This window comes from Algibacter sp. L3A6, assembly GCF_009796825.1.
Lineage (GTDB): Bacteria > Bacteroidota > Bacteroidia > Flavobacteriales > Flavobacteriaceae > Algibacter.
In genome coordinates, this window is the sequence record NZ_CP047030.1 from 3,807,996 (window position 1) to 3,824,450 (window position 16,455).

At 33.9% G+C, this 16,455-nt stretch carries 17 protein-coding genes; 11 read left to right on the forward strand and 6 right to left on the reverse strand.

Going from position 1 to position 16,455, the window contains the following annotated elements:
* Window position 1 precedes the first annotated feature (1 nt).
* Genes GQR98_RS15840 through GQR98_RS15865 form a run of 6 tightly spaced genes read right to left on the reverse strand, consistent with a single transcriptional unit; the run spans window position 2 to window position 6,605 of the window.
* A complete protein-coding gene (locus GQR98_RS15840; RefSeq protein ID WP_159020396.1) occupies window positions 2-1,039 on the reverse strand; it encodes a sensor histidine kinase in 1,038 nt (345 codons plus the stop codon).
* Between the two features lie 55 nt (window positions 1,040-1,094).
* Window positions 1,095-2,045, reverse strand: coding sequence for a YHYH protein (locus tag GQR98_RS15845; RefSeq protein ID WP_159020397.1), 951 nt, complete (start codon window positions 2,043-2,045; stop codon window positions 1,095-1,097).
* 38 nt (window positions 2,046-2,083) lie between these two features.
* Window positions 2,084-3,304 (reverse strand): ABC transporter permease, encoded by a 1,221-nt coding sequence (locus tag GQR98_RS15850; protein ID WP_159020398.1) that lies wholly within the window; start codon window positions 3,302-3,304, stop codon window positions 2,084-2,086.
* Between the two features lie 2 nt (window positions 3,305-3,306).
* Complete coding sequence (locus GQR98_RS15855; RefSeq protein ID WP_159020399.1) at window positions 3,307-4,050, reverse strand: ABC transporter ATP-binding protein; 744 nt, start codon at window positions 4,048-4,050, stop codon at window positions 3,307-3,309.
* A 6-nt stretch (window positions 4,051-4,056) separates the two neighbouring features.
* Entirely contained in the window at window positions 4,057-5,262 is a 1,206-nt protein-coding gene (locus GQR98_RS15860; RefSeq protein WP_159020400.1) for an efflux RND transporter periplasmic adaptor subunit, read from the reverse strand.
* 11 nt (window positions 5,263-5,273) lie between these two features.
* Window positions 5,274-6,605, reverse strand: a complete 1,332-nt coding sequence (locus tag GQR98_RS15865) for a TolC family protein (RefSeq protein WP_159020401.1) — start codon at window positions 6,603-6,605, stop codon at window positions 5,274-5,276.
* A 372-nt stretch (window positions 6,606-6,977) separates the two neighbouring features.
* Here GQR98_RS15865 and GQR98_RS15870 point away from each other — a divergent pair, with 372 nt between their 5' ends.
* The 11 genes from GQR98_RS15870 (at window position 6,978) to GQR98_RS15920 (ending at window position 16,380) form a co-directional block, all read left to right on the forward strand.
* Window positions 6,978-8,312, forward strand: coding sequence for a cytochrome ubiquinol oxidase subunit I (locus tag GQR98_RS15870; protein WP_159020402.1), 1,335 nt, complete (start codon window positions 6,978-6,980; stop codon window positions 8,310-8,312).
* A 2-nt stretch (window positions 8,313-8,314) separates the two neighbouring features.
* Window positions 8,315-9,391: a cytochrome d ubiquinol oxidase subunit II gene (cydB, locus tag GQR98_RS15875; RefSeq protein ID WP_159020404.1), complete on the forward strand. Its 1,077-nt coding sequence runs from the start codon at window positions 8,315-8,317 to the stop codon at window positions 9,389-9,391.
* Window positions 9,392-9,413: 22 nt separating this feature from the next.
* Entirely contained in the window at window positions 9,414-9,728 is a 315-nt protein-coding gene (locus tag GQR98_RS15880) for a DUF6933 domain-containing protein (RefSeq protein ID WP_159020405.1), read from the forward strand.
* A gap of 314 nt (window positions 9,729-10,042) precedes the next feature.
* Window positions 10,043-10,942 carry a DMT family transporter gene (locus tag GQR98_RS15885; protein ID WP_159020407.1) on the forward strand — a complete coding sequence of 300 codons (900 nt, stop codon included), beginning with the start codon at window positions 10,043-10,045 and terminating at the stop codon, window positions 10,940-10,942.
* A 157-nt stretch (window positions 10,943-11,099) separates the two neighbouring features.
* On the forward strand, window positions 11,100-11,465 hold the full coding sequence (locus GQR98_RS15890; RefSeq protein ID WP_159020409.1) for a DoxX family membrane protein: 366 nt from the start codon (window positions 11,100-11,102) through the stop codon (window positions 11,463-11,465).
* 3 nt (window positions 11,466-11,468) lie between these two features.
* Window positions 11,469-12,053, forward strand: a complete 585-nt coding sequence (locus GQR98_RS15895; RefSeq protein ID WP_159020410.1) for a TetR/AcrR family transcriptional regulator — start codon at window positions 11,469-11,471, stop codon at window positions 12,051-12,053.
* A gap of 1 nt (window position 12,054) precedes the next feature.
* Window positions 12,055-12,717: an NAD(P)H-binding protein gene (locus GQR98_RS15900; RefSeq protein WP_159020411.1), complete on the forward strand. Its 663-nt coding sequence runs from the start codon at window positions 12,055-12,057 to the stop codon at window positions 12,715-12,717.
* Window positions 12,718-12,737: 20 nt separating this feature from the next.
* Window positions 12,738-13,370 carry a nitroreductase family protein gene (locus GQR98_RS15905; protein WP_159020412.1) on the forward strand — a complete coding sequence of 211 codons (633 nt, stop codon included), beginning with the start codon at window positions 12,738-12,740 and terminating at the stop codon, window positions 13,368-13,370.
* 13 nt (window positions 13,371-13,383) lie between these two features.
* Window positions 13,384-14,382, forward strand: a complete 999-nt coding sequence (locus tag GQR98_RS15910) for an NADP-dependent oxidoreductase (protein ID WP_159020413.1) — start codon at window positions 13,384-13,386, stop codon at window positions 14,380-14,382.
* Between the two features lie 22 nt (window positions 14,383-14,404).
* Window positions 14,405-15,565 carry an iron-containing alcohol dehydrogenase gene (locus GQR98_RS15915; RefSeq protein WP_159020414.1) on the forward strand — a complete coding sequence of 387 codons (1,161 nt, stop codon included), beginning with the start codon at window positions 14,405-14,407 and terminating at the stop codon, window positions 15,563-15,565.
* 8 nt (window positions 15,566-15,573) lie between these two features.
* Window positions 15,574-16,380 (forward strand): type 1 glutamine amidotransferase domain-containing protein, encoded by an 807-nt coding sequence (locus tag GQR98_RS15920; protein WP_199270214.1) that lies wholly within the window; start codon window positions 15,574-15,576, stop codon window positions 16,378-16,380.
* Window positions 16,381-16,455 lie beyond the last annotated feature (75 nt).

A 16,455-nucleotide genomic window follows, 5' to 3' on the forward strand; every position in this document is an offset into this window, starting at 1 on the left:
TTTAAATGGTTTCAATTTTCAAAGTGACTAAAAAGCGGTCGTCATTTAAAATAGTTTTAAAGCTGAATTTATCTGAATACAATAATTCTAAACGCTTCTCTAAATTCTGAAGCCCGATACCCGAGCCACTTTTATCGTCTGTTTTCTTCGGAAAATTATGGTTTTCAACTGAAAATAAAACAGATTTATCATCACAAGTCATGTTGACATCAATAGTACTTGGTTTAGTCGCAGAAACACCATGTTTAAATGCATTTTCGATTAACGAAATAAATAGCAAAGGCGCTATTTGTATACCAGTTTCCCCGGAAGGGAAACTATAATTAACCGTTGTTTTATCCGACACTCTTAATTTCATTAAATCAATATATTTTTTAAGAAAATCAATTTCTTTACTTAAAGGTACGACCTCTAAATTAGTCTCGTACAACATATAACGCATTAACTTGCTTAAACTGTGAATAGAAGATTTTGCTTGGTCTGGTGAAATATCAACCAAAGAATAAATGTTATTTAAAGAATTAAAAAAGAAATGCGGTTGCAATTGATAATGTAAATGTTGCAACTCCGACTTTAATTTAAAATTAGCAGCCTCCTTACGTTCTGCTTCTGTTTTAACCCAGCGCTTTGTAGATTTTAGTGCTACTGAAAAAAACAATGGCGCTAAATAGGATAGTAATTGTATGTAAATAGCCATTTTAAACGGAGGTCCCGATCGCTCTGTGTTTTCTAACCGTTTTTTTATAATGTCCTTAAAAAAGTTATCTTCAATGTATTCTTTTAAAAACAGGAAGAAGATAATAATAGCTGTATTAATGACTATAAACTGAACCGTTTTTTTAGGAAACAAAAAGCGATCGACAAGCACAAAATAATTGAAGTAAAAAATTATTGCTGAAAAGAATAACGGAATCCAAAAATGTGCAATAATTCTATCAATCTCCTGTTCTTGACCATAAGACAGTAAGTAAGGCAAACACACTAATGTTAACCAAACTAGTACATGTGAAATTATCGTAATTGTTTTGTTTTTATACATTAACTCTTTATTTCAAATTAATTATCTGCTCTTTGCTTTTATTGTAAGCGCCTTTTTATTCTTGTACATGAACACTACCTGGTATACCATGTAAGCATTTTATTATTTCATTACCTCCCGGCTCTCCTGCATGATAATGATAACCACGTATAGCATCTTCATGACCACCACACTCATCTAAATCTGTTGGCTGGTTTTTATTTTGGTCTAAAAGGGCATAAATACCAAAACCATCAATTGCATATCCAATCATGGACGCGTGTACATCTGTTTGTCCTACTTCTTTAGTAGAGCCGGTCGCTGCATGATAATGATAACCACCATGCGGATTTACATGTCCGCCATGATCGTCTAAAGGCGCAATAGTATGTGCTGCTAATATGGCATGAGTTGGTGCAGGTGGATCAAAATTAACGCCATTAAAAGCGACACCAAGACCACCTCTTCCTAAGCGGTGCTCTCTATTTGTATAGACTGGAGTAACAGGAATGGTAAACGTTGTTATTTGATCTTTATAATATTTAGGTAGACATTCTACACAATAATTTTGGTAAGCTTCTTCCACATCAGGCTTTGCTGCACCTTCGCACTCTTCTTGTGTAGCGGTATATTTTACGCTACCATCTTCTCTAAACAATTTCCACTGATCATCACTATAAAATTCGGCTAATTCTGCAATAAAATGCCCATCTACGTCGTATACTTTGCCATCTTCAAACCAAATACCACCTTTGTCTTTAGCATCATCAATATGTCTTGGACACCAAGGTCCCATTTGATGCTCTGATGGTCTTGAGTTTGTTTTAAAGACATAGCATAAGGTTGGTGTTCCGTCTAGTTTCACAGTTTCCTGAGTAATTTTTCCAATAATATTATCTGTTATAAAATAATCTGGATTTACTGAAACCACCTTAACCAACGCTGTATTTTTATCTGATTTACAGGATGAAAAGACAACGATCAATGCTAAAAGTAAAAATGGTTTTAAATGCTTGTTAGTGTTCATGATTATCGGTTTTATTAATTAGTTTGAATAACGCGTCTTTACTCATAACGCAACGCGGTTATAGGATCTAAAGACGATGCTTTTCTAGCCGGATACCATCCAAAAAAGATACCTGTTACAGCGCATACTGCAAAAGAAATGACAATAGAATACATAGCCACGCTAGTAGGCCAATTTAAGAATTTTTCTATGAATACCGTTGCTCCAAGCCCTAATAATACACCTAAAACTCCTCCGGTTATGCTTATTAAAATGGCTTCTATTAAAAATTGCATTAAGATATCAGAACCCTTTCCTCCTACAGCCATACGTAACCCAATCTCTTTGGTACGTTCTTTTACGGAAACATACATAATATTCATAATACCAATACCACCAATTAATAACGATATACTTGCTACTGCAACTAACAGTATGGTAAGCATTTCGCTGGTTGAACTAAATGTGGAAATTAACTCTTCCATAGAACGTACACTAAAATCATCAGCTTCACTATCCATTAATTTGTGTTGTGTGCGTAAAATTTGAGTAACTTCTGTTACTGCTTCTGGTGCGTCATCTTCACTTACAGCAGAAGCCATAATTTGATTTAAATAATCGATAGCCAAAATACGTTTTTGCACGGTTGTGTAAGGTGCAATTACGACGTCATCCTGATCTTGACCAAAGGTGTTTTCTCCTTTTTCTTCTAAAACCCCAATCACTTTAAACGGGATATTATTAAAACGTATCATTTGTCCAACAGGCTCTTGACCATCCGGAAACACATTATCTACAACTGTTTGTCCAATAACTGCTACCTTAGATGCCGATGTTACCTCAGCATCTGTAAACATGCTTCCGTTTTGTAAATCGACCACTTTAATTTTTAAATAATCTGGATTAACACCATAGATAGTGCTTGGCCAGTTATTAGACCCACTAATAACTTGCCCTCCACCATTAACCACGGGTGTGATATAGCTTAATAAAGTTGCTTGTTCTTTTATCACTTCATAATTTTGAAGTGTTAGTGTTTGTACATCTCCGCCACTTCCTCTTGCTGGACCTCTGTCATCTGCGCCAGGCCTTATAGTAATCATGTTAGAACCCATTGCGGATATAGTAGTACGAATACTTTCTTTAGAACCTTCTCCAATCGCTAACATAGCAATTACGGAGGCTACACCAATAATAATTCCTAGCATAGTTAATAAGGTTCTTGTTTTATTAAGAATAATGGCTTTTGTTGCGATTTTTAATAAATTTAATACTCTCATAATCAATCGTCTTGTTTAGGTAATTTGGCTAATAACTCTGCTGCGGATTGGACATTATGGTTTTGATAATCTTGCATAATCTTTCCATCTTTTAGTACAATAGTTCTGTTACTAAAAGCAGCTATATCTGGTTCGTGAGTTACAAATGTGATTGTAATACCTTGTTTGTTTAACTCCTGAAAAATGGACATAATCTCGTAAGACGTCCGCGTATCTAAGTTTCCTGTGGCCTCATCTGCCAGAATCATTACAGGGTTATTAACTAGCGATCTTGCAATAGCTACACGTTGCTGTTGTCCTCCTGAAAGTTGGGATGGCGTATGATGTAAACGTTCGCCTAATCCTACTTTTTCTAAAGCTTCAATAGCACGTCTCCTGCGCTCTTCTGTGGATACTTTACTGTTATATAATAAGGGTAACTCTACGTTTTCAATAGCCGATGTTCTGGCTAATAAATTATAGGATTGAAAAATGAAACCAATTTTCTCGTTTCTAATGGTTGCTAATTGATTTCGGTTTAAGTCTTTAACGCTTACACCATCAATTTTATATACTCCAGATGTTGGTTGATCCAAACACCCTAAAATGTTAAGCATGGTGCTTTTTCCAGAACCACTAGACCCCATGATAGTCACAAATTCGCCTTCTTTAATATCAAACGAAATACCTCTTAACGCATGAACCGTCTCAGTACCCATGGTAAACTCTCGTTTTAAATCTTCTATTTTTATGATTGCTTTACTCATGGTTTTCTATTTTTTCTTGTTACCTCCTGGTCTTTGTGGCATAAACGGACTTTCGCTTTTAGCGGAAGCACTGGCCTCCGATTTTGCAATACCTTTTAAACTATATATAAGGTTCTCGCCTTCTGAGATACCACTTAACACTTGTACATTTACGCCATCACTTGCGCCAAGCGTTACCGTTTTTGGTGTTATTGCTCCGATAGATTCTAATACCCATAGTGTTGTTTGTTTTTTAGATGCTGTACCACTATTATCCGATAACTGATGTTGTAAATTATACGTTGCTAAAGTTTCAGTTTCTGGTTTAAAGTTGATGGCTTTAGCTTCTGCAGTTAATACATCATTTAGTTCTAATGTATAAATTGAAATAGTTGCTGTTAATCCTGGCTTTAGTTTTAAATCCGGGTTATCTGCTTTAATTACAACCGTATACGTCACTACATTTGAAGTAACCGTTGGGTCTAATCTTACTTGTGTTACTTCACCTTCAAAGGTTTCTCCTAAGTAAGCATCGACTGTAAAAGTTACGCGTTGCCCTTCTTTTACTTGTCCTATATCTGCCTCATCCACATCTGCCTCTACTTGCATTTCTTTTAAATCTTGAGCAATAGTAAATAGCGTTGGTGTACTTAAACTTGCTGCTACCGTTTGCCCTTCGTCAATAGCTCTAGATAAAACCACACCATCGATAGGCGAATAAATATTAGCATATCCTAAATTGGTTCTGGCTTGTTGTAAATCTGAATAACGTTGTGTCACCGTTCCTTTTGCTGTTTGATAGTTGAAAGACGCATCATCAAAATCAGATTTACTTATTACTTGATTATCAAATAACGTTTTTTGTCTGTCGTAAATAGTTTGTGTGTAGTTTCGTTGGCTAACTGCATTATCGTAAGCTGCTTGTGCTTGTGTTTTTGCAGCATTTAAATTGGTTTTATCCAATTCTGCAATCAACTGCCCTTCGGTAACTACACTGTTATAATCCACATATATTTTTTCTACCACACCTGATACTTGTGTACCAACTTCAACTTGTGTAATAGGTTCCATAGTTCCGGTTGCGGTAACCATGGTAGTGACGTTAGCTTTTTTTGCGGCTATTGTTTTCGCTTCAATGATAATAGCGTCGTCAGCTTTTATAAATGAATATCCTACAATGGCGAGTACTACAATGGCAATGCAACTTATTATAATGTTTTTTTTATTTTTCATGATGCTTTAGATTAAAGTTTGATATCGTTTCCTTGATAAAATTGTAATAATTGGTGGTATAAAATATTGAGGTATTTGGCTTGTAAATAATTTTGTTGGGCGTTAGTAAAGGTGTTTTGGCTAATTACTAAATCGGTTGTGCTTAAATCGCCCAATTCATATTTCTTTTGAGCCAGTTTATAACTTTGTTCCGATGCTTCTTTGGAAGCTTCCGCGGCAATAATTTGTTCTTGTGCAGATAATGCATTTTGATAAGCCGTTTCTACTTTCTTATAAAGAATTTTTTCAGTAATTTGTTTCTGAATTTCAGCCTTTTCAATATTTATTGTAGCCGATTGTACTGCCGATTTTGTTGCGTTTCTATTGAAAATAGGAATGGTTAATGATAAGCCTAACTTCTGATTAAAGTTAACATCAAATTGATCAGAAAACGTATTATCATTTATGCTTGTATAACCAGACCCCATACTTCCAGAAAGTGATAAAGTTGGCGAATATCCTCCTTTAGCAATATCTAATTCTTTCTCTTTTGCAGCTACATTTAACTTACTTGCCTCTATCTCTGGTAAGTAATTTAAGGCGTTGTTATAGATCGAAATTCTATCTAATTCTAAGTTTATTAAATCCATGTTTTCATCAATAGATTCAATCTCTAAATCATCCATTGGTGTTAATTCTAATAGCTGTTTTAAATCAATAATGTATTGTTGGTAATTGTTTTTAGCAGCAATTAGATTATACTGATTAGTAGCAGTTTGACTCTGCGCTTCTGTATAATCACTCAAAGCAATAGTTCCTGCGTCCAAACGTGCTTTTGCACGTAATACTTCTGTTTTAGAAGCTTCTAAATTAGATTCGGCAATAGCAATATCTTCTTTACTGAAGAGTGCTTGCAAGTAGTTTTCTAAAAGGCTAATAACAATGCTGTTTTTTGCTTCTTCTTCTAAAAAAACACTTTGTTCTAAAAGAATTTTATTCTGCTCAATCTGATTGTTTATTTGATTGCCTTGAAATAGAGTTACAGAACTATTAATACCCATATTGGTACTATGTATTTGATCGGTAACATAACTACTTGTAATAGGGTCAATAGTATTTCCGTTAGAAAAACTTTGAGACGCACTACCAAATAAATCTGGTAATCTAGACGACTTCGCTTTACTATAATCTACTTCGGCAAGATTTGTATTTAAAGACGCATCTTTTACGCTAATATTATGTGCTATAGCATAATTAATACAATCTTCTAAAGACCACACATTCGAGCTAACGTCTTTAGGTGTTTCTTGCCCTATTGAAATTTGTGCAAATAGAAAGCTTGCGATAATAATATATAATTTCATTTGTTAAGGTGTTTTTGTTTTACACTTCAAAAATGAAACTAAAGACATCCTTATAAAATAGTAATAGAAGTTTGATGGAATTGCCTATACCAAAACCCCTATTCTATCGACGAGATTTTTATAACTATTGCAGATAATTGAAATTTAGATAAAAGCCTTTGAACTTTTGATAAAACTTGATTTAAGGGCTTTATTTAACGGATATTATACCAAGGAAACAATCCGTAATCATTAACTTTGTTTACAGTAAATTTAATTGATGAATTAGCGATTTTATATTTTTTACTGAAACTTTTATCTGTAACAAAAGTTACTGTGCTTTAGATTAAAATCGAATAATTTCGTCGGCAACATATACAAATTATTGCTTTTATGGAAGACATGCTTTTTTATGATAGAATGCAGTTTGCTTTTACCATTACCTTTCACTACTTATTTCCGCAATTAACCATGGGCTTATCGCTTCTAGTGGTTTATTTTAAAGGAAAATATCTTTATTCTGAAATTGAAAAATATAACGACGCTGCTAAGTTTTGGATGAAAATTTTCGCGCTAAACTTTGCTATGGGTGTGGTTACCGGAATCCCAATGGAATTTCAATTCGGTACCAACTGGGCGAAATTCTCGGAGCTTACCGGTGGTATTATTGGCCAAACTTTGGCTATGGAAGGCATGTTTTCGTTCTTTTTAGAATCTTCTTTTTTAGGGCTTTTTATTTTTGGTGAAAAACTCTTGGGGCATAAACTCCATTTTGTTACTGGGTTTTTAGTCTTTTTAGGCTCTTGGGCGAGTGGTTATTTAATTATAGCTACGCATTCTTGGATGCAACATCCCGTGGGTTATGAAATTTTGGAAAACGGACGATTTGTTCTAAATAACTTCGGAGCCTTATTTTCAAATCCATGGTTATTACCATCGTATTTTCATAATCAATTAGCATCGGTAATTACGGCATCGTTTGTTGTGGCTGCAATTGGCGCATTTTATATTCTGAATAATAAGCACAGCGAATTCGGAAAACTCTTTGTAAAAACTGGAGTTGGTTTTGGTTTAGTCTCTAGTATATTGGTGGCATTCCCAACAGGAGATTTAGTAGCTAAAAACGTTGTAAAACACCAACCGGTAACCTTTGCAGCTATGGAAGGAATTTTTGAAACCGAAGATGGTGGTTCGGAAATTGTTTTAATCGGCCAACCTAATATGCTCGAGCAAAAACTAGATAATAAAATAGCTGTTCCAAATATTCTAAGCTTTTTAACCTATCAAGATTGGAATGCAGAAATTAAAGGTTTAAATGAATTTGATAAAAGTACACACCCAACAAATATTCCCGGTCTTTATTACGCCTATCATATTATGGTTGGTTTAGGTACTATTTTTATTGGTTTAATGTTATTGGCAGCCGTACAGCTTTTTAGAAAAAAACTATATACCACCAAATGGATTTTGTGGGCACTTATGTTTATGCTTCCTTTTCCATATATCGCCAATACAACGGGTTGGTATACTGCAGAATTGGGGCGCCAACCTTGGTTGGTCTATAACCTGCTACGCACTGCAGATGGTGCATCTCCAACCGTATCTGCAGGAAACACATTGTTTACACTACTTGGTTTTATTGGTTTGTATTTACTTTTAGGTTTGCTTTTTTTAATGCTTGCCGGAAAAATAATTAGCAAAGGTCCACAACTTAACAACACACATTAATTATGGAATTATTTTGGTATATCGTTTTAATGACCATGTTGGCTGTTTATGTCATTTTGGATGGCTACGATTTTGGAGCAGGAATTATTCATTTGTTCTTTGCTAAAACAGAAAAAGATAAAAAAGCAATAACTAATGCTATTGGCCCTTTTTGGGATGCCAACGAGGTTTGGCTTATCGCCTCTGGTGGTATCTTGTTTTTTGCATTTCCAACGTTGTACGCCTCATCATTTAGTGGTTTCTATTTACCATTAATAATGATTTTGTGGTTGCTTATTTTTAGAGCTATTGGTTTAGAGTTGCGCGGACAAATAAACAACCGCATGTGGGAAGCCATTTGGGATAAAGCCTTTGGGATATCTAGTTTGCTTTTAGCCTTATTTTTTGGTGTAGCGTTAGGTAATGTTGTTCGTGGTGTTAATTTAGGTAATGTTGTAAATGGTGTATCTACGCACGAAGCACATTTTTTCTTTTTACCTCTTTGGAATCCAACATTTAGTCCGCATGCCGAAGAATTAGGTGTTATCGATTGGTTTACACTTTTACTAGGTGTTATTGGTGTGGTATCTTTAGCAATCCATGGTGCGAATTGGATTATTTTTAAAACCAATTCCGATTTAAATAAAAAGCTGAGAAAAGTTATTTTCAACCTAAATATTGCTTTATTAGCTTTAGTTATCATTTCAATTTTAATCTGGCATTTAATAGAACCAAAACCATTTCATAACTTTTTCAAGTACCCTTGGTTATGGTTATTCCCTATTATAACATTAACAGGGTTGTTTGGTTTGTTCAAAATTAAATCGTTCAAAAAAGATGGCCATGGTTTTGTGTTTTCATCCTTATTTTTATTTGGAGGTTTAACCACAACGGTATCTTCAATTTTCCCTAAAGTATTGCCTTCAACAAATGATATTAATCCAGATTTAACGCTTTATAATGTAGCAGCAGATGAGTATGGTTTATCTGTTGGTGTGTATTGGTTTGCTATCGCTATTGTGTTAGTAGCCATATATATGTTTATTCAATATAAAGTCTTTAGAGGAAAAATGGACGATGTTGGTTATGGAGAACATTAAAATTTTAAAATATTTATATATTATGCAAACCCCAATATATACATCTATTAAATTAGAGAAATTAATTAAAAAACTAATTAAAACAGAACCTACAAAAAACTTAGGGTTGTTAGGGAAATGGAATGCTACTATTTTTCATGTTAATAGAAAAAAGTGTTGGCTTGTGGCTAATGCAAAAACACAATACTCTGTAATTTTAACAGATATAAAAGCGAAGGATTTAAAAAATATTTCAGACATTTTTAAGAACGCATTTTATACGCAGTTAATCTATGATGGTATTATTATAGATTTTGAAATGGTAAATACACTTATTGGCGAAATAACCTTTTTTTAGGACAGATAATGATAGAAAAACCACAGGCTTTCAAAACGATAGGCTTTCGCATTTAGAGTATTGGAAAGATGAATTTAATAGCTTAGAAGCTATGCCCATTAAGGATTTAACAAACCGTATAAATAATATACCCATCCATATTGGGGAAAGTAAAAAAATGGCAGATTTCACTTATGCTAAAACCGAAATGCAACAATGTATTGAATCAATACAATTGTAAATCATTCCTTATTTTAAGTTTACCTTATAATTAATAACGCCAAGATATCTTGTATTTTTTATTGTAGAATTATAGATTAAATTATCTTCGCGCGATGTGGATGTATTTAGGGCTTTTAGCCGCGTTATTTTTAGGGTTACACAACTTATGTAAAAAGCATGCCGTTCAAGGCAATGAGGTGTTCCCGGTGCTTTTAGGTACGGTAAGTTCTAGTTTTACTTTTCTGTTACCATTTTTTATTGGTTCTATTTACTTTCCTGACTTCACTAAAAGTATTGGCTTTTTTATAGAACCCATTCCATGGCAAACACATGGGTTTATTTTTATAAAATCGGCTATTATGGCTAGTTCATGGGTTTTAGCTTATCAAGCGCTTAAACATTTACCAATAACCATTGTTACTCCTATTCGTTCTGCTGGTCCATTTTTTACTTTTATTGGTGCCATTCTTATTTATGATGAAAAGCCTAACGGATTGCAATGGGTAGGCTTTTTTCTTATTATATTTTCGGTGATGTTATATTCCAAGATTGGGAAAAAAGAAGGCATCAACTTTAAACGGAACAAATGGATTTTTGCCATTATAGCAGCTACATTTTTAGGAGCCTCAAGTGGGTTGTACGATAAGTTTTTAATACAAAGTTTATTTCTAGATCCTCAAACCTTATTATTTTGGTTTAGTTTTTACGTTATTTTAATCCTATTAGTGATACTTTCAATAACTTGGTTTCCTTTTGCAGACAAACGGAGAGCTTTTAAATGGCGATGGACTATTCCCGCTGTTGGAATTCTTTTAACATCTGCAGATTATTTCTATTTTAAAGCTCTTCAAGATCCTGAAGCTTTAATTATGTTACTTTCTGCTATTAAGCGAAGTCAGATTATAATTGCAGTTGTTGTTGGTGGTTTAATCTTCAAAGAACAGAATAAACGCAAGAAACTAGTACCACTTGTCGGAATTATGCTAGGTGTTTTTCTTATTCTGTATTCATAGTCGAAATATTTCCTGTAGTTTTAAACACTTCATTTTAATAATTTTAGCGACAAAACAACTCCACTCATCTTAATTTTAAGGTTTCTAATATAAACTTTTGTTAAAAAAAGAATGAACGTTCATTTTTTACATATATTTGTGCTTACAAAACATAGAAATGAAACTTTTTTGGAACATTTTAAGAATATTACTTGCCATATTTATGATATATGCAGGTGCTCAACATTTTGTTAATGTTGACTTTTTCAAAGCCTTTGTTCCAGATTTTCTGATGTACAAATCATTTATTATTTACGCATCGGGAGTTATAGAAGTAATGCTAGGTATATTATTACTTATACCACAGTACAAGCGCACAGCGGCTAGCGGCATTTTTGTATTAATGATATGTTTTTTACCAATACATGTTTGGGATGTGTTTTCTGCAAACCCTGCAATTGGTAGTCACGAGGCCGCATTAATTAGATTGCCAATGCAACTTGTATTAATTGCTTTGGCATACAAATTCACAAAAAATCAATAAATTATGGCTAAGCTACAGAAAAGTATAGATAAGCGTAATGCATTGGTAAAAGCAACCATAGAGTTGGTAAACAACGATGGTTTCCATGCAACACCTATGAGTAAAATAGCTAAAATGGCCAATGTTTCGCCAGCTACTATTTACTTGTATTTTGAAAATAAACAAGATTTAGTAAATCAAACTTATATAGATGTAAAAGCGGAATATACAAAGTATGCTTTTGAAACTTATGATGAAAACATGAGTGTTGAAGCTGGTTTCGAATTAATATGGAAGCGTATTGCCGATTTTAAACTAAAGGAATGCGAACACGCTATGTTTTTAGCACAGTGTGATAACTCGCCAATGATTGATGAAGCAAGTCGCCAACAAGGAATAAAACACCTACAACCTCTACTCGATTTGTGGAAACGCGGTAAAGAGGAAGGCGTTATAAAACCTTTATCAGATTATCTTTTATATGCTTATGCTATTAACCCATTATCGTTTTTAATGATGATACAAAAGCGTGGCGTGTTTCAATTAGATAAAGACCTTTTAGAAGAAGCTTATCAATCTGCCTGGAGCAGTATAAAAGTTTGTAAATAATATGAAAAAAACAGCTATTATACTTGGCGCAACCGGTTTAACAGGGAATATTATTCTTCATAAATTAATTGAAGATGATAGATATAAAACCATCAAACTGTTTTCTCGTTCTAAAATAGAAGGATTGCCTGATAAGGTAGAACAATTTATAGGAGATCTATTAAACCTGGAAGATTTTAAACCCGATTTCAAAGCAGACGAAGTCTATTGTTGCATCGGTACAACTACCAAAAAAACACCAGATAAAGAACTCTATAAAAAAATAGATTATGGTATTCCGGTAACGGCAGCAAAGCTTTCAAAAGAAAACAACATACCTACGTTTTTAGTGATATCAGCTATGGGGGCTAATGAAAGTAGTAATGTGTTTTACAATAAAACAAAAGGCCAAATGGAGCACGATGTTTTAAAACGAAATATAAAAAACACTTTTGTTTTAAGACCATCTTTAATTGGTGGCGAAAGAAAAGAACATAGACTATTAGAAAAAATTGGACTGGCTGTTTTCCAAGTCATTGACCCCTTATTTATAGGGAAGTTAAAACAGTATAAAATTATAGATGCCGAAACCATTGCAACAGCGATGATAAAATTGGCAAATAACAGAAGTAATGCCGAAGTGATTATAACTTCAAACGATATAAAACAAATTTCAAAACAATAACTAAAAAATAAATTTAAGATATGGAATTATTAGATAAATTAAACTGGAGATACGCTGCAAAAGCAATGAATGGCGAAAAAATAGCTGAAGATAAAGTAGAACGTATTTTAGAAGCAGCTCGTTTAGCACCAACTTCTAGCGGCTTACAACCTTTCGAAATTTTTGTCGTAAAAAGTCAAGATGTTAAAGAGAAAATTAAACCTGTAGCTTGGAACCAATCTGTTGTAACAGACTGCTCTCACCTACTTGTTTTTGCTGCTTGGGACACATATACTCCAGAAAGAATTAACTATATGTTCGATTTAACCAATGATATTCGTGGTTTTAAAAACGAAGGTTGGGAAGATTACCGTAAAATGCTTTTAAACTCTTACCCTCAAAAAGATGCGGAAGAAAACTTTAATCATGCTGCAAAACAAGCTTACATTGCTTTCGCAGAAGCGCTTACTGCTGCTGCTTTCGAAGGTGTAGATACTACCCCAATGGAAGGTTTTGATGCCGATGCTGTAGATCAAATTTTAGGTTTACGTGAAAAAGGTCTACGTAGTGCCGTTTTATTACCAATGGGTTATAGAAAAGATGATGCAGATTGGTTAGTAAATCTTGTAAAGGTTAGAAAACCTATGGAAGATTTAGTAACTGTAATTGAATAAAAAAAAAGAAAACATGACAAAGACAATTTTATTAAATAATAGACCAGAAGGAAAACCAACAGTTTCAAATTTTGAATTTGTTAGTGATGATACTGAATTAAAAGTTGGCGAAGGGGAAATCTTGTTAGAAACTGCTTATGTATCTGTAGATCCTTATTTAAGAGGACGTATGAGCGATGCAAAATCGTATGTACCTCCTTTTGAACTTAACAAACCCGTACAATCTGGAGTGGTTGCAAAAGTAGTTGCTTCTAAAAACAAAAACTTTGCTGAAGGTGATTATGTTTCTGGCTTATTAAGCTGGAAAACACAACAAATTTCTACAGGTGAAGGCCTTTTAAAAGTCGATGGTGATAAAGCACCATTAAGTACTTATTTAGGTGTTTTAGGTATGACGGGCTTAACGGCTTATTTAGGTTTAAACGAAATAGGAAAACCTAAAGCAGGAGAAACTATCGTCGTTTCTGGTGCTGCCGGGGCTGTAGGTTCTGTGGTTGGGCAAATAGCAAAAATTCTAGGGCTTCACGTTATAGGAATTGCTGGAACCGACGAGAAAATCGACATGCTTAAAAGTAAATTTGGTTTCGATGCTGGTATTAATTACAATACAAGTAAAGATATTAATGCAGACATTAAAGCTTTAGCGCCAAATGGTGTCGATATTTATTTTGACAATGTTGGTGGGCCTATTTCAGATGCTGTTTTATTCAACATCAACCGTTTTGCACGTATGATTATATGTGGTGCTATTTCGGTTTATAATGAAACAGAATTACCAAAAAGTGTTAGTGTGCAACCATTTTTAGTTAAAAATAGTGCCTTAATGCAAGGTTTTATTGTTTCTAACTATGCTGAAAAATTCCCAGAAGCTATGAAACATTTGTCAGGATGGTTAGCAGAAGGTAAATTAACTTACACTGAAACTATTGTTGATGGTTTCAATAATATTCCAACTGCTTTTATCGATTTATTCGAAGGTAAAAACAAAGGAAAAATGATAGTGAAAATTTAAAAAAAAATTAAAGAGAAAGAAGATGAACAATTTTGAATTTAAAAATCCGACCAAGATTATTTTTGGAAAAGATTCTATTGAAAAATTAGAAAATGAAATTCCAGAAAACGCTAAAGTATTATTGCTTTACGGTGGCGGAAGTATTAAGAAAAACGGTATTTACGATCAGGTTAAAACAGCTTTAGAAAAGGTTGAAGTTGTTGAGTTTGGAGGTATTCCTGCAAACCCAGAATACTCTGTATTAATGGATGCTTTAAAGGTTATTAAAAATGAAAACATTAGCTATTTATTAGCTGTTGGTGGTGGATCTGTAATAGATGGAACCAAGTTTTTATCGGCTGCAGCATTATTTAAAGGTGATACACCTTGGGATATTTTAAGCCAAAATATTAGAACCGAAAAAGGTATGCCTTTTGGAACCGTTTTAACTTTACCGGCTACAGGATCAGAAATGAATTCTGGAGCTGTAATTACTAGAAAAGAAACAAAAGAAAAATTAGCTATGGGTGGCCCTGGTTTATTTCCTGAGTTTTCAATTTTAGATCCGCAAGTGATTAGCTCTATTCCAAGACGCCAATTGGTAAACGGTTTAACCGATGCCTTTACACACGTTTTAGAACAATACATGACGTATTCAGTTGGTGCTTTATTGCAAGATCGTTTTGCTGAAAGTATTTTACAAACCATTATAGAAGTTGCTCCAAAGGTTTTAAAAGACCCTACAGATTATCAGGCGGCCTCTAACTTTATGTGGAGTTGTACAATGGCTTTAAACGGATTAATCCAAAAAGGAGTGCCTAATGATTGGGCTGTTCACGCCATGGGTCACGAATTAACGGCTTTATTTGGTATCGATCATGCGCGTACTTTAGCCGTAATTGCACCAAGCCATTACAAATATAATTTTGAAGCCAAAAAAGAAAAATTAGCTCAATACGGCGAGCGTGTTTGGAATATTACTGAAGGTAGCATGGACGATAAAGCTTATGCCGCTATTGAAAGAACCGAAGCGTTTTTTAATGAATTAGGTATAGATACTAAATTATCCGATTACACTAAAGATTACGAAGGCACAGCCGAAGAGATCTCTAAACGTTTTACAGATCGTGGTTGGTTAGGGTTAGGTGAACACCAAAGTTTATCGCCAGATAAAGTTGAGAAAATTGTAAAAATGGCTTACTAATTTAATTGATGAAGACCTTAAAAACATTAGCCATAGCATTTACAATAATTACAGCTTCAAGTTGTAAAGACGTAAAACAAGAAACAACTTCTGAAAAAGTTTCAGAAGTAAAAACAGAATTAACAAAACAAAACGACATGAAAATATTATTTGTATTAACATCTCACGATAAATTAGGAGATACAGGAAAAAAAACAGGATTTTGGGTAGAAGAATTTGCTAGCCCATATTATACATTATTAGATAAAGGTGCAAAAATTACTATTGCTACGCCAAAGGGTGGTGCTGCTCCTATAGACCCAAGTAGTGATTCTCCAGATGCTGCTACAGCTTCTACAGATCGTTACAATAAGGATGCAGATGCAAAAGCAAAAATTGCAAATACTGAGGTTTTAGCCGATATGAATCCTAACGATTTTGATGCTGTATTTTATCCGGGTGGTCACGGTCCTTTATGGGATTTAACCAACGATAAAACATCAGTTGCTTTAATTGAAGCATTCGATCGTCAAGAAAAACCAATCGCTTTTGTATGTCACGCACCAGCTGTATTGAAAGATGTAAAAAATGCAGACGGAACAGCCTTAGTAAAAGGAAAGCGTGTTACAGGGTTTTCAAACTCAGAAGAAGCAGCTGTTGGATTAACAGAAGTTGTGCCGTTATTATTAGAAGATATGCTTATTGAAAATGGAGCATTGTATTCTAATTTAGATCAATGGAAACCATACGCTGTACAAGATGGTAACTTAATTACGGGTCAAAACCCAGCATCTTCAGAATTGGTTGCAGAGAAATTATTAGAGAGTTTAAAATAATTTAAACATACTATTATAGATTAAAAAGGTTGTCCATTATTTGGGCAACCTTTTTTTATTTAAATGTTTTACTCC

What these genes read in the sequence shown, in the direction of transcription:
- GQR98_RS15840 (WP_159020396.1), bottom strand. Translation starts at nt 1,039, where the DNA reads ATGTATAAAAACAAAACAATTACGATAATTTCACATGTACTAGTTTGG.
- GQR98_RS15845 (WP_159020397.1), bottom strand. Translation starts at nt 2,045, where the DNA reads ATGAACACTAACAAGCATTTAAAACCATTTTTACTTTTAGCATTGATC.
- GQR98_RS15850 (WP_159020398.1), bottom strand. Translation starts at nt 3,304, where the DNA reads ATGAGAGTATTAAATTTATTAAAAATCGCAACAAAAGCCATTATTCTT.
- GQR98_RS15855 (WP_159020399.1), bottom strand. Translation starts at nt 4,050, where the DNA reads ATGAGTAAAGCAATCATAAAAATAGAAGATTTAAAACGAGAGTTTACC.
- GQR98_RS15860 (WP_159020400.1), bottom strand. Translation starts at nt 5,262, where the DNA reads ATGAAAAATAAAAAAAACATTATAATAAGTTGCATTGCCATTGTAGTA.
- GQR98_RS15865 (WP_159020401.1), bottom strand. Translation starts at nt 6,605, where the DNA reads ATGAAATTATATATTATTATCGCAAGCTTTCTATTTGCACAAATTTCA.
- GQR98_RS15870 (WP_159020402.1), top strand. Translation starts at nt 6,978, where the DNA reads ATGGAAGACATGCTTTTTTATGATAGAATGCAGTTTGCTTTTACCATT.
- cydB (WP_159020404.1), top strand. Translation starts at nt 8,315, where the DNA reads ATGGAATTATTTTGGTATATCGTTTTAATGACCATGTTGGCTGTTTAT.
- GQR98_RS15880 (WP_159020405.1), top strand. Translation starts at nt 9,414, where the DNA reads ATGCAAACCCCAATATATACATCTATTAAATTAGAGAAATTAATTAAA.
- GQR98_RS15885 (WP_159020407.1), top strand. Translation starts at nt 10,043, where the DNA reads ATGTGGATGTATTTAGGGCTTTTAGCCGCGTTATTTTTAGGGTTACAC.
- GQR98_RS15890 (WP_159020409.1), top strand. Translation starts at nt 11,100, where the DNA reads ATGAAACTTTTTTGGAACATTTTAAGAATATTACTTGCCATATTTATG.
- GQR98_RS15895 (WP_159020410.1), top strand. Translation starts at nt 11,469, where the DNA reads ATGGCTAAGCTACAGAAAAGTATAGATAAGCGTAATGCATTGGTAAAA.
- GQR98_RS15900 (WP_159020411.1), top strand. Translation starts at nt 12,055, where the DNA reads ATGAAAAAAACAGCTATTATACTTGGCGCAACCGGTTTAACAGGGAAT.
- GQR98_RS15905 (WP_159020412.1), top strand. Translation starts at nt 12,738, where the DNA reads ATGGAATTATTAGATAAATTAAACTGGAGATACGCTGCAAAAGCAATG.
- GQR98_RS15910 (WP_159020413.1), top strand. Translation starts at nt 13,384, where the DNA reads ATGACAAAGACAATTTTATTAAATAATAGACCAGAAGGAAAACCAACA.
- GQR98_RS15915 (WP_159020414.1), top strand. Translation starts at nt 14,405, where the DNA reads ATGAACAATTTTGAATTTAAAAATCCGACCAAGATTATTTTTGGAAAA.
- GQR98_RS15920 (WP_199270214.1), top strand. Translation starts at nt 15,574, where the DNA reads ATGAAGACCTTAAAAACATTAGCCATAGCATTTACAATAATTACAGCT.